Below are 12,292 nucleotides of genomic sequence, written 5' to 3'. Positions count from 1 at the left end.
AGCCTTCCAGCCGCTTCACGGCACTGTGACCTTGGGCCAGCCAGCGGGCGATGTTGGCGAGCGGGATCTCCAGCAGTGTGGGATCGGCCGCGATCTTGTCGGCCATCAGCCGGTAGCGCTCGGCGGATACTTCGTCGCCAGTGCGCTCGCGTGCTGTAGGTGCGGGAACCGTGCTCGTCATGGCGGAAGTTTGCCACAAGGCCGCATGGACGCCAAGCCTGGATTTTCAGCCTGGATTTTCTGGGGAAGCACGGATTTACACCGCAGAGTCAGGAACGCCGCAGAGAAAGACCTTCTCGATTAATCCTCTGCGGCGTTCCAATCTCTTGCGGTGTGGGTTGAATCAGCAGTGCTCAGCACCACTCCTTCAATCTTTCCGGGAACGGGCAGTTCGCGCAGGCGGAGTCGTCTTCGAGGCAGAAGTCCTCGTAAATTTGCAGCAGGCCCTGCTGGTGGTGCAGCTTTTTGGTGAAGTCTTTGCCGCGTGGATCGTCGCCAAAGAGACGCAGCACGGCACGGCGGACTTTTTGATTGTCGAGCAGGGCGGGGAGTTCGAGGTATTCGGCCCACAGCCGCGTGCGCTCGGGCACCAGCAGCGGGTAGGCGACGTTGGCGAGCATCTCCTGCACGCGGGTTTCGCCGATGAGGGCGATCGGTTTGGCCGAAGGATTGGCCAGCAGGGTGTAATGCGTGCTCCAGAAGTCATGCGTGAGCGCGAGCAGCGTCTCACGCCACGCGGCCTGGCTCCAGCGTGTGGCATCGGCCAGCGGGGCGACGATTTGCGGCCACGCGTTCAGCATCGCGCCGAGCGCACCGAGCCGACGCTGCGGATGATTGCCAGGGCGGATGGTTTTGAGCTTCCAACGTGGAAGCTGGCGTTCATCGAGCCAGCGCAGGCAGTCGTTGCGGGCTTTCCACCACTGGGACCAGAGCTGACGCAGGTAGGCACGAGTTTCGGGCTTCGTGTCCGCCTCCTGCATGACTTCGAGGAATCCGGAGACGCCAAAGAGCAATGCTTCACGAGCTGGTGCATCGGTTTTGCGCAAGCGCTGCAACGGCAGCCGCTGGCTGAGCAGCACAAAGGGCTGCTGATTGCTGCTGTAGCCGAGGGCGCGTGCCAGCGCCTGATAAACGGCCTCCTCACGTCCCTGTGCGGCCACGCAGCGGTGCAGGCGCTTCGATTTCAGCTCCAGCCGGTACTGCGCGGCGGATTCGATGATGGACTGCACCCGCGCGGCCTCCATCTCGTGCAAGGGTGTGGCGCAGCGGCCCAGACGTGCGGCAGCGAGGCCGCGATTGGGCTTCGCATCCTGCGCGAGCATCGCGGCATTCAGAACAACCTGCGTGATCTCGCGGTGCTGGCTGGTGCGCGTGTAGAAACGCTCCTGCGGAGCGTCGAAGTACAGATGCAGCACGACACGGTCATAGTCGGCGTTCGCGCCGTGCTGATGGCGCTCCCAATCGCGCACATCGGGATCGAGTTCGATGTCGCCGTGCAGCGTTTGATCATCGACGCTGATCGCGCAGCCGGTGAAATCCGGGCCGGGGCCGGAGTTCCAGGTGCCGAAGTCGATGGTGCGCACGGCTTTGCCATCGGTGCTGGTGAATTCACTGCCGAAGGCTCCCGCGAACCACAGGCTTTGCAGATCGAGCTCGGTCAGCGGCACCTCAAATCCCGGCAGCCGCGTCTCCTCGATGCCGCTGAACACCGCATCGCGAAAGCGTGCGTAGTGGTCGGCGAGCGGGAGCGGTGTCATGAGATCACTTTGCCTTCAAGGGCGTGAGGAGGTAGGCGTGGCCGTCGGCGGTGAGCTGGTGCCCGCTGAGTTCGGCGATGTAGGCGATGGCGTGCGAAACAGGAATGTTGCGCAGATCGAGCGTGATCTTGGTATCTGGCCCGCCGGGCTTCACCACGATGTTCACCCCCTGCTTGGCGGGATCGAGGTCGCGGGATTTGACGCGAATGTATTCGGCGGCTTCGGCGATGGTCGCGCCTGCAAACTGCACCGTGGGGAAGATGATCTGGTCGGCATTCCCAACCACTGGCGGCGGCGTGGCCGCTGGCGGGATGGGCGTTTCGACAAAGACAGGTGCTACCAGCACAGCGTGAGCTTCGACCCGATACTTCAGCCCCGAAAGCTCGGTGCAGTAACGCAGGGCTTCGAGCAGCGGCACATTTTTGAGATCCAGGGAGATCGGGGCAGGCGTGGTGCCGTCCATTTTGACGACAAACGACACGCCTTTCTGACCCGGGGCTTCGGTGATCGTGTCGAGATCGCGGCTTTTGATGCGCAGGTATTCCAGCGCCTGCTGAATCGTGGCGTCCTGAAACTGCACCGTGGGGAAGATGATCTTCTCAAGCTTTTGCTGGACGGTGGGTACATCAGCGGCCTGCTGGGCAAACAGAACGCCGGAGACAGCGAGGGAGAGAGTGACGGCGAGGACGAGAGTTTTCATGGTGCGGTGGATGCTATGAACTGAAGGCGTGGAGTGGAAGAAAATTTTCAAGGCGAGAGAATTCCGATTTTCCACGGGATGCTGCCATACTTTTTCGCCTGGTAGCCTTCGGCATCGACACCTTGGAAGACGAAGCGGAGGTCGTTGGGGTCGATTTCGAGGGTTTCGTCGTTGGAACTGCGAATGAGTTCGCCGTGGCTGATACTGGTGGTCCAGTCGGAGGGCGGCGTGATTTGCTCAGTGGCGGCGAAGGGCTTCTCGCGGCTGGCGGCGAGTGGTTTCCACGGACCTTCGATCTTGTCGGCGAGCCAGGCTTTGTAGTAGCGGTGACCGGAGCCGAGCGCCTCGATTATCGTGAGGTATTGGTCGCGGCCTTTGAGCTTGTAGGTGCAGGAGGCTTCAAAGAGGGCCTCTTTGGTGTCTTGAAGAACGAGTTCGGGCTTGGACCAGCCGAGCGGGAAGTTTTGCTTCGTGGTTTCACGCCGCCAGAAGTGGCCGTCGTCGCTGGTGTAGAGGAGATGGGCCTTGGTGGCATCGCAAATGACCCAGAAGTCGATCCATTTGGTCTTCGTGCCGCCTTCGGGCAGCGTTTCGATCATGGGCTGCGGTTTGGTCCACGATTTGGGATCGGCAATGTCGGTGGTGGTGGAGAAGTAGGGGCCAAACTTCAGCGGGCGCTTCTCATCGGCGAGTTGGTAGATGAGATACCACTTCGCCTGCGGTGTGAAGAAGAACACCTGCGGGGCGCAGTGGTATTGATCGTGGAAGTCGAGCGTGTGGCGTGGGGCCTTGTCCGCGTCGTTCCAATCGGTGAAGCTCAGGTATTGCATGTCCACCTTGCCAGAGGCGCGGCGATGCGTGGCGAATAGATGCCATGTCCCTTCGTGAAACACCATTGTCGGGTCTTTGAGCGCCACATCGGGGTCGGCGGCGGTTTCATTGGGTCCGATGAGCGGTGGGGAGCATTGCCACCGAAACTGGCCGGTCGTCAGCCACGCGGGATCGGCAGCGGCTACCAAGGAGGGCCACACGATGGCCAGTAGAAGGATTGGTTTCAAACACAAGGCACCCAGATACGGATGAACCACAGAGGCACGATGGACACAGAGGTCTGAGGCTGGAGTCTGGTACTCTGTGTTCATCGTGTCTCTGTGGTTAAATTTATTTTTTCGCTGCGGCCAACATCAAAGCCGCCAATGAAACCTCGGCCAGTGAATTCACCCGCTTCCACGCGCCGGTGAAGTCGAGATGCCGCGTCATCGGCCCAGGAGCGACGACGCAGCGGATGTCAGCAGCCATCGCGGCACGGAGGCCATTGAGCGAGTCTTCAAAGATGACGGCTTCCTCGGGCTGCACGCCGAGTTTTTCGGCGGCGTGGAGGAAGAGGCTCGGATCGGGCTTCACTTTGCCGGTGTCATCGACGGTGGAGATGTGGTGGAAGTGGTCGTGCAGGCCGAGCTGATCCATCCATGAGTCGATCCACGTGCGCGGACTGCTGGAGGCAATGGCGATGCGCAGGCCGAGGGCAGCGGCTTCTTGCAGACGATCCGCCACACCGGGAAGCAGGTGCAAATGCTGGCGCAACTCACCCTCGCGGGTCTTGCGTGCGACCTCGACCGCGTCCCAGTCGAAGTCGCGGCCGGTGAGCTGTTCGAGGTCGCGCTTCGGGTCATAGACGCCAGTGATAAAGTCAGTGCCAACGGCCTGCGCGTAGCGCTCCACGGGCAGTTCGTGGCCGTGCTGGTCAAAGATCTCTCTCCAGGTGTGGTAACCGGTGCTTTCAGTGTCAACGATGAGGCCGTCGAAGTCGAAGATCACGGCGCGGATGGGTGGGGGCATGCGGATGGATGCCGAAAGAACCGGAAGAAGCAAAAGATTCGGCAGGGATCGTAGGCCGGATGTGTTTGGCGGCATGCACCGCCCGCAATCAGCAGTGTTTGCTTCGCCAAACTATCCGGCCTTGGCGTGGTGATAAGCGCGTCACCCCTCCAAACAGCCGGATAGTTCGGCGCAGACCGCTCAGGGTGTTTTCAAGCCTCGTCCGCCGAACACATCCGGCCTACGACACGGGTGACACTTTTGAGCTTTTTTCGTTTCTTTTGGCCATCATGGTGTGGAAGCATGCCTCCCAATGATTTGTGTGAGAAAACCATCGCCCGAACGGCTGCGTGAGCTGCTGGAGTCGTGGAGTGATGAGCCGCTGAGCTACACGCCGCCACTCGGAGCCGGGTTCATCGCCGATGAGCATGCGGTGCGGCTGGGAAGTGGTGAGGCAGCTTATCAAGCGGCCTGCGAGGCACTGGACGCGTGGGTGATGTTTCCGGCGTGGGCGGAGGTCAGCCGTCAAGCGGTCAAAGGTCAAGAGGTGGGGCAAATTGTGGCGATGGTCGTGAGTATCTGCGGGCTGTGGTGGGTGAATCCGTGCCGGATTCTGCGTCGCTGTGATTCGGCGATCATGCACGGCTTTGTGTATGGCACGCTGCCGGAACACGCTGAGTGCGGCGAGGAGCAGTTTGAGATCGAGAGACGGCCGGATGGCAGCGTGTGGTATGTGATCCGCGCTTTTTCGCATCCGCGGCATTGGATGGCATGGCTCGGCTTTCCGCTGGCGCGGTGGTGGCAGTGCCGGTTTGTGCGTGATTCGCAGGAGAGGATGAAGCAAGCCGTGCAACCATGAACAAACTGGACCCGAAAGCCTGGATCAAGCCGCTGATTTGGCTCGCGGTGGTCGCGATGCTGAAGGCGCGAGCGGTGGAGTCATCGTGGGTGGTCATTCTGCTGCTGTTCTCGCCGTTGGTGTTGATGCCTTTGTGGTTTGGCGAATCCGCGAAGCTGTGGCGGCGCAAGTTCGATGAGGCGGCGGTGATTGTGCTGGCTGGATCGTTTCTGCGGGAGCCAGGGTGGGAGGCAGTGCTGTTTGCGGTGCCGTGGCTGGTGGTGCGTGTGCTGGCAGCATCGGATGTGGCGATGGAGTGGCGCAAGAACGGCGTGCCATCGCTCGCGACAGGTTGTGTGCATGCAGCGAGCGTTTTTCCCGCCATCGGTGCCGCGTGGCTTGCCGCCCAGCGGGCGAACTGGACGCCTTTCGGTTTTGATCCGCTGATCGTGCTGCTCACGGCGGCGCATTTTCACCATGCGGGCTTCACGCTGCCGCTGATGGCGGGGCTGAATGCGAAGGCGAGGCCGGGGGCGCTGACGAAGTTTTCATGCGTGGCGATCCTCGCCGGCGTGCCGCTGGTGGCGGTGGGGATCACCTGCACGCACTTTGGTGTGCTGAAGTTCGTGGAGCCGTTTGGGGTGGCGATTTTGGTGCTCGGAGCGCTGGGCGTAGCGGTTTCGCAGATGCGGCGGGGTTTGGAACGTGAATGGAGCCTCTGGACGCGGGCCGGATTCTTGATTTCGGGTGCATCACTGTTCGCCGCGATGGTTTTGGCGATGTCATTCGGCCTTCGCTACGTCTTCCCACAACTGGCGCTGACGATGCCGCAGATGTGGGCGATTCACGGGACGCTGAATGCGTTCGGCTTCGGGCTGTGCGGGATTTTGGCGTGGAGAAGTGTTGGCCTACGGAACACACGGAATACGCGGAATGCCTGAGGATGAAATTTTCCGTGTCTTCTGTGTGTTCCGTAGGCAATGAGTCGTTTGGCTCAACCCACCACCATGAAGCACTTCATCACGTTCCTCTTTGCCCTTTCACTCGTCGGTTCCGCATTTTCAGCGGACAAGAAACTCATCGTCATGATCGCGGGCAAGCCGTCGCATGGGCCGGGGCAGCATGAGCACAATGCGGGCATCCAGCTTTTGAAGAAGTGCCTGGAGCAGGGCGCGGCGGATCAGGTGGACATCAAGTTTCATCTCAATGGGGAATGGCCGGCGCAGGAGGAGCTGTCGAAAGCTGACTCGGTGGTGATTTACTCCGACGGCGGTGGCGGGCATCCGGCGCTTCAGGAAGACCGTCTGGCACAGCTCGACAAGGAGATGAAACGCGGCTGCGGCTTCCTGACGCTGCATTACGCGGTGGAGCCGACGATTGAGAAGGGAAACAAGGAGTTCATCGACTGGATGGGCGGCGCGTTTGAGATCAACTGGAGCGTGAACCCGCACTGGGACGCGAATTTCAAGGAGTTCCCGGTGCATCCCATCAGCGAGGGCGTGAAGCCGTTCGCCACGAATGACGAATGGTACTTCTACATGCGCTTCCGCAAGGGCATGGAAGGCGTGACGCCGATCCTGAGCGATGTGGCCCCGGATGCGACGATGAGCCGCCCGGACGGTCATCACAGCGGCAATCCCGCGGTGCGTGAGTCGGTGAAGAACAAGGAGAAGCAGCACGTCGCCTGGGCCTGCGAGCGTGCGGATGGTGGTCGCGGCTTCGGCTTCACTGGCGGGCACTTTCACCAAGGCTGGGCGAACAACGATCAGCGAAAGCTGGTGCTGAACGCGATCCTGTGGACGGCGAAAGCCAAAATTCCCGCCGATGGCGTTGCTTCGACAGTCACGGAAGACGACATGAAGGCCAATCTCGACCTTAAGCCCGGCCAAGGACTGCCGGAGAAGGCTAAACCAGCTCCGAAGGCGAAGTAACCTCCACTTTTGCCGCGATCATGAACCGCCGTCGTTTCATTCAGCAAAGCGCGGCGGGAATGCTCGCTGGAAATTTGGTCTCGGCACCGGCGGCGGAGCCGCTGATTGCTTCGATTGAGAAAATCACGTTGTTCAAAGGGCGTGGCCGCAAGGAGCCGACGTGGTTTCATCCACGGCCATGCGTGGTGCCTGACAAGAACGGGCCACGGGTGCTGATGACGATGCAGGAGATTCGCGGCTCGGATTTTTTCATGCCGGTGCAGTGGACGGAGTCGGCGGACCTCGGCAAGACATGGACGCCGCCGCAGCCGGTGCCAGCGCTGCGCCGCCTGCCCGCGACGGCGGAGCTTGGCGAAGAAGGCGTGTGCGATGTGGTGCCGCAGTTTCATGTGAAGACGGGCACGGTGCTGGCGCTGGGTCATTCCGTGTTCTACAAGGGCAAGACTTTCGATCACATCCAGCCGCCGCGCTTTCCGGTGTATGCGGTGTGGAAGGACGGGAAATGGGGCGAGCGCAAAAAGCTACAATGGGATGATCCGCGTGGGGCGGCGATTTACACGAACAACTGCGGCCAGCGCGTGGTGCTGGCGGACGGCAGCATCATGTTCGTGATGTCGTTCAATCCGGCGAAAGCGAAACGCCTGGCCGCCGGCGTGCGCTGCTCGTTCGATGGCGAAACGCTGGCGATTCAGCAGGTGGGACGCGAGATGAAGCACGGCGCGGGCCGTGGATTGCTGGAGCCGTCGCTCACGCAGTTTCAGAATCGCTTCTATGTCACGCTGCGTGCGGAGGATGGGCGTGGTTATGTCGCCGCGAGTGATGATGGCCTAGACTTTGAAGACAAGCAGCCCTGGTGCTGGGACGACGGCACGCCGCTGGACATGAGCACCACGCAGCAGCACTGGCTGCCGCACAGCGAGGCGCTGCATCTGGTCTATACGCGGAAGGACGCCAGCAACGTGAACGTCATCCGCTGGCGCACACCGCTCTACATGGCGCAGGTGGACACCAAGACGCTGCGTTTGATCCGCGACACGGAGCGCGTGGTGCTGCCGCTCGTCGGCGATGGCGTGAACGCTCCCGATGACGTGCCAATCATGGGCAATTTTCAGACATTGAACGTCACCGCCGATGAATCCTGGGTCACCGACGGCGAGATGCTGCCGAAACGCGGCTTCAAAGGCGATGTGGTATTGGGGAAGATTCGCTGGAGCAGGGCTAACGGGTTGATGTCGTAGGTTGGGTGTGGCGACAGCCCGCCCGACTTCTTTGAGCATGCGTCGGCCAACTCGCTGCCGCCAAGCAGACGGGCGGGCTGTCGCCACACCCGTCCTACGATCTGATGCGGATGATCAGCGCCGCGATGATCGTGCCGACGAGGTTGGCAACAAGGTCCCAGCCGGTGTTTTCGTAGCCGCCGACGTTGGTGTTGGGGATGGTGAGCACGGCGATGAATTCGATGACTTCATTCAACGCGCCGAAGCCCATGCCTGCGGCAGCGCACAGGACGAGCATGCCAAAGGTCGGCCGCACGGCGCTGCCATTGGGCTGCCGCAACGCGTTGCGCAAAATGTGCCAGCACAGCCAGGTGGTGATGCCGAAACCGTAGGCGTGGACGATCTGATCGTATTTCAGCGTCTGTGGAATGATCCACCAACTGTAGAGAACGGCTTGATCTCCATTGTAGGGCCAGCCTGCGGGCAGCGGGCAAAGCCCGCCGGCCATGTGCGCCAAGCCCCAGACGGAAAAGGCCCATAACAGGCCAGTGGTGAGCTTCACACGGCTGTGGACGATGCCCATCACCACGATGAGCACGAGCATGACAACGATGTAGAAGATGAACTCGCGGTTGCCCTGCACGATGGATCCCGTGACCGCCGCAATCATGTAGGCGGTATTGAACAAAAAGACCGGCAGCAGCTTGGCGGATGGATTCGTGGTCATGGCCGCATGATGCATCATCCGCAGGATCGCTGGCAAGAGCTTCCTGCCACGCCGGTTGACTGGCATGCCCTGTGCTGCATCCTAGCCCCCTCCCCCGCGCATGAAATTCCTCCTCCCGCTTTCTGTCCTGACGTTGCTCGCCACCCCGTGCCTGGCCCAGGTGGCCTCGGATGCGGTGAGAAGCTTCACGGATCTGGAGAAAGTGGCCGCGCAGCTCGCGCTTCAGCCTTACCAGGCCCCGACGCAGCAGCTCGATCCGTTTTTTGAGAGCCTCAAATACGACGGGCATCGCCAGATCCGCTACTTGCGCGACAAGGCGTTGTTTGCCGATCTCGGCGACACGTATCGCATCGAGTTCTTCCACCCCGGCTGGATGTTCAAGAAGCCGGTGATGTTTTACGACATGAAGGGGCCGCAGACGGTGGACGTGCCGTTTGATCGCAAAAACTTCGAGTATGGCGATCTGAAGGTGCCTGCGGATGCAAAGAACCCGCAGGGCTACGCGGGCTTCCGAGTGCTGGCACCCGACTCGCTGATCAAGAGGCCCTTCGAGTTCATGGTGTTCATGGGTGCGAGTTATTTTCGCGCTGTGACCACGCAGCTCGGCTACGGCATCTCGGCGCGTGCGGTGGCGGTGAACACGATCGGTGGTGAGCCGGAGGAATTTCCTGACTTCACGCATTTCTGGTTCCAGCAGCCAAAGCCGGGCGACAAGTCGTTCAAACTGCTCGCGCTGCTCAACGGCCCGAGCATCACCGGCGCGTATGAATTTGAATCGACTCCCGGTGAGAGCACCGAGATGAAGATCAAAGCCACGCTGCATCTGCGCAAGGCAGTGAAGATGCTCGGCATCGCCCCGTTCTCGAGCATGTTCTGGTTTGGCGAGAACTCGCATCCGAAACCTTATGATTTCCGGCCCGAGGTGCATGATTCGGACGGTTTGCAGGTCGAAATCGCAGGCGGACCGACGATCTGGCGGCCGCTGGATGTCAGCCGTGATCTGCGCCTGAGCATTTTTGAAACAGACAAGCTCAAAGGCTTCGGCCTCGCCGAGCGTGATCGCGACTTCAACAACTTCCAGGATCTCGAAGCCAACTACCATCGTCGTCCCGCCGTGTGGGTGGAACCCGTGAGCGGCTTTGGCAAAGGTGCCGTCACGCTGGTCGAGCTTTCCACCGGCGAGGAGACCTGGGACAACATCGTGGCCATGTGGAAGCCGGATCAACTGCCCGCCACACCTGCGGAACCATTGAAGGTCGAGTACAAGCTGCACTGGCTCGACCAGCACGAGCCGGGCACGCTGTGCAAAGTCATCAGTTCCCGGCGTGGCTTTGTGATGGACTCTGATGATCATCTGTATGTCATCGACTTCGCCAAAGGCGGCGAGAACGGTGCTGGCAAACCGAAGGACTGGACGCCAGACATCGACGTGGTGCTCAGCGGCGGCGAAGGCAAGGTGCTGGACAAGCGTGTCATGCGAAACAACGAAACCGGCGGCTGGCGCGCCTTCTTCAAACTCGATGTGCCTGAGAAAACCAATCTGCTGGAGATCATGATGGAGCTGAAGGCTGAGAAAAAAGTGATCTCCGAACGCTGGATGTATCAGTGGCGCCGATGAACCTCATCGACCTCGGCTGGAATGATTTTTTCGCGAAGCACTTTGAACCGTTTCGCGAGCAGGGCTGGAAACCGGCGCGGTTGATTCGCGACAACAAGATCAGCTACGGCGCACTGCTGGACGACGGCGCGAACGGTTTCGACGAATTCGAGGTCATCCTGAGCGGCAAGGTGTATCACGATGCCGAGACCGACGCTGAACTGCCCGCCGTGGGCGATTGGGTGGCGCTGGAAGTCGGCGGTGAAAACGGCGACAACATCATCCGTGCTCGTTTGCCCCGGCAGACCTGTTTTTCACGCAAAGCCGCAGGCGACAGCGCCGAGGAACAGGTGATCGCTGCGAATGTGAACGCGGTTGTCGTTGTCACCGATGCCGGGCCGGATTACAGCCTGCGCCGCATGGAGCGCTATTTCACCGTCATCGGCCGCAGCGGGGCCAAGGCGGTCGTGTTGATCAACAAGAGCGATCTTTATCCCGAAGCGCAGAGTCTGGAGGCAGCGGAGGCCATTCGTGCGCTGAACGCCGATGCGGACGTGCATGTGACCAGCGTGAAGAAGCGCAAGGGCCTCAAAGTGCTCAAGGATTACCTCAAGCGCGGTCAAAGCGTCGCCTTCATCGGCTCCAGCGGCGTTGGCAAGTCGGCGATGATCAATCTGCTGCTCGGCGATGACTGGCAGTGGGTCGATGAAGTGAACGAAGTCACCGGCAAAGGCCGCCACACCACCACCGCACGCGAACTGCTCGTCCTGCCGAAAGGCGGCATCCTCATCGACAATCCCGGCATCAAGGAAGTGCAGATGTGGACCAACGAGACCACGTTGCGCGAACGTTTCGCCGACATCGAAGAACTCGCGCAGCAGTGCAAATTTAACGACTGCAAACACGGCACCGACGCCGGCTGCGCCATCCGCACGGCGGTGGAGGCCGGCAAGCTCAATGTGGAGCGCTACGAAGGCTATTTGAAGCTCGAAGACGAAATCGCCAAGCTCCGCAAACAGCGTAAGAAGCGCCAGATGACCGTCGAACGCCGCAACAAGCGTGATCACAAGATCAAGGCGCGCAATCGCGTCGATCGCGAGGACATCGAGCGTGATTTGAAGCCGCGGGCGTAGTAGGCTTAACTCCAGCTCTTTTGCCAGCGCAGGAGAATGTCCCGCGAATAAGGGTCGCCCTCTGCTTCGAACTGCTCCAGTAGCGCGACGGCATGATCGCGCACTGCTGCATTGGGGTTCTTCAAAGCCGCCTCAAGCACACTGGGATCCATGTATCGACTGAGGAGAGATTTTGCCTCATCCAAGGTGCATAGTGGAAGCTGTTCGGAGAAACGCCGGCGCACGCGTGCTTCCAGAAACTGCATGTCGGATTCGTCACGATCACGACCCGTGTTCATTTTGGTCACCAGAATATCCGCCTCATGAGGCAGGCGCACCTCGTCCTCAAACTTGCTGCCCAAAGACCATACACGGTCAAAGTCGGTCACGCTCAGCTCGTTCGGCTTGCGAAACACATCAATGTCCCGGTCAAAACCGGTCACGCGAATGACCCCGGCAGCCGTCACATCGGGTGCGTCGCCGCAATGATGTAGATTAAAGCGAAGAAGCAGACGGCTGGGAGTGCTGCTGCCAGAAGTGGTTCCAGCGTGAGGGCGTCAGGTAAAGCGCACGCAAAGAGATCAGCGCATCGCTC

At 60.6% G+C, this 12,292-nt stretch carries 13 protein-coding genes; 6 read left to right on the top strand and 7 right to left on the bottom strand.

The genetic code is table 11. The features are described 5' to 3' along the window. The 5 genes from ACKVY0_RS02145 to ACKVY0_RS02125 form a co-directional block, all read right to left on the bottom strand. The coding region (locus tag ACKVY0_RS02145) for a hypothetical protein (protein ID WP_409213139.1) at nt 1-181 on the bottom strand (181 nt) is incomplete at its 3' end. Between the two features lie 172 nt (nt 182-353). Beyond that, complete coding sequence (locus tag ACKVY0_RS02140; RefSeq protein WP_409213138.1) at nt 354-1,757, bottom strand: DUF2851 family protein; 1,404 nt, start codon at nt 1,755-1,757, stop codon at nt 354-356. 4 nt (nt 1,758-1,761) lie between these two features. Continuing rightward, on the bottom strand, nt 1,762-2,457 hold the full coding sequence (locus tag ACKVY0_RS02135; protein ID WP_409213137.1) for a hypothetical protein: 696 nt from the start codon (nt 2,455-2,457) through the stop codon (nt 1,762-1,764). 47 nt (nt 2,458-2,504) lie between these two features. Beyond that, nucleotides 2,505-3,515: a non-reducing end alpha-L-arabinofuranosidase family hydrolase gene (locus tag ACKVY0_RS02130; protein ID WP_409213136.1), complete on the bottom strand. Its 1,011-nt coding sequence runs from the start codon at nt 3,513-3,515 to the stop codon at nt 2,505-2,507. A gap of 103 nt (nt 3,516-3,618) precedes the next feature. Further along, the gene (locus ACKVY0_RS02125) at nt 3,619-4,296 is read right to left on the bottom strand and encodes an HAD family hydrolase (RefSeq protein WP_409213135.1); all 678 of its coding nucleotides are present in this window, start codon (nt 4,294-4,296) and stop codon (nt 3,619-3,621) included. A gap of 301 nt (nt 4,297-4,597) precedes the next feature. Here ACKVY0_RS02125 and ACKVY0_RS02120 point away from each other — a divergent pair, with 301 nt between their 5' ends. From ACKVY0_RS02120 to ACKVY0_RS02105, 4 genes are all read left to right on the top strand, one after another. Then, nucleotides 4,598-5,134: a DUF1990 family protein gene (locus ACKVY0_RS02120; protein ID WP_409213134.1), complete on the top strand. Its 537-nt coding sequence runs from the start codon at nt 4,598-4,600 to the stop codon at nt 5,132-5,134. After that, nucleotides 5,131-6,054, top strand: a complete 924-nt coding sequence (locus ACKVY0_RS02115; RefSeq protein WP_409213133.1) for a YndJ family transporter — start codon at nt 5,131-5,133, stop codon at nt 6,052-6,054. The genes ACKVY0_RS02120 and ACKVY0_RS02115 overlap by 4 nt, the downstream gene beginning before the upstream one ends. 66 nt (nt 6,055-6,120) lie before the next feature. Further along, entirely contained in the window at nt 6,121-7,044 is a 924-nt protein-coding gene (locus tag ACKVY0_RS02110) for a ThuA domain-containing protein (RefSeq protein WP_409213132.1), read from the top strand. A 20-nt stretch (nt 7,045-7,064) separates the two neighbouring features. Continuing rightward, nucleotides 7,065-8,282 carry a sialidase family protein gene (locus tag ACKVY0_RS02105; protein WP_409213131.1) on the top strand — a complete coding sequence of 406 codons (1,218 nt, stop codon included), beginning with the start codon at nt 7,065-7,067 and terminating at the stop codon, nt 8,280-8,282. Between the two features lie 94 nt (nt 8,283-8,376). Here ACKVY0_RS02105 and ACKVY0_RS02100 read toward each other — a convergent pair whose 3' ends face one another. Further along, complete coding sequence (locus ACKVY0_RS02100) at nt 8,377-8,988, bottom strand: DUF2238 domain-containing protein (protein ID WP_409213130.1); 612 nt, start codon at nt 8,986-8,988, stop codon at nt 8,377-8,379. A 100-nt stretch (nt 8,989-9,088) separates the two neighbouring features. Here ACKVY0_RS02100 and ACKVY0_RS02095 point away from each other — a divergent pair, with 100 nt between their 5' ends. Together ACKVY0_RS02095 and rsgA are read left to right on the top strand one after the other, a co-directional pair. Beyond that, nucleotides 9,089-10,606, top strand: a complete 1,518-nt coding sequence (locus ACKVY0_RS02095; protein ID WP_409213129.1) for a glucan biosynthesis protein — start codon at nt 9,089-9,091, stop codon at nt 10,604-10,606. Beyond that, nucleotides 10,603-11,718, top strand: a complete 1,116-nt coding sequence (gene rsgA, locus ACKVY0_RS02090; RefSeq protein ID WP_409213128.1) for a ribosome small subunit-dependent GTPase A — start codon at nt 10,603-10,605, stop codon at nt 11,716-11,718. The genes ACKVY0_RS02095 and rsgA overlap by 4 nt, the downstream gene beginning before the upstream one ends. A gap of 5 nt (nt 11,719-11,723) precedes the next feature. Here the strand turns inward: rsgA and ACKVY0_RS02085 are convergent, their stop codons facing one another. Further along, a complete protein-coding gene (locus tag ACKVY0_RS02085; protein WP_409213127.1) occupies nt 11,724-12,086 on the bottom strand; it encodes a hypothetical protein in 363 nt (120 codons plus the stop codon). Nucleotides 12,087-12,292: the final 206 nt, after the last annotated feature.

Origin of the sequence: Prosthecobacter sp. (genome assembly GCF_046154365.1) — a bacterium.
Classification (GTDB): domain Bacteria; phylum Verrucomicrobiota; class Verrucomicrobiia; order Verrucomicrobiales; family Verrucomicrobiaceae; genus Prosthecobacter.
This window is presented reverse-complemented; position numbering and strand designations above follow the sequence as displayed.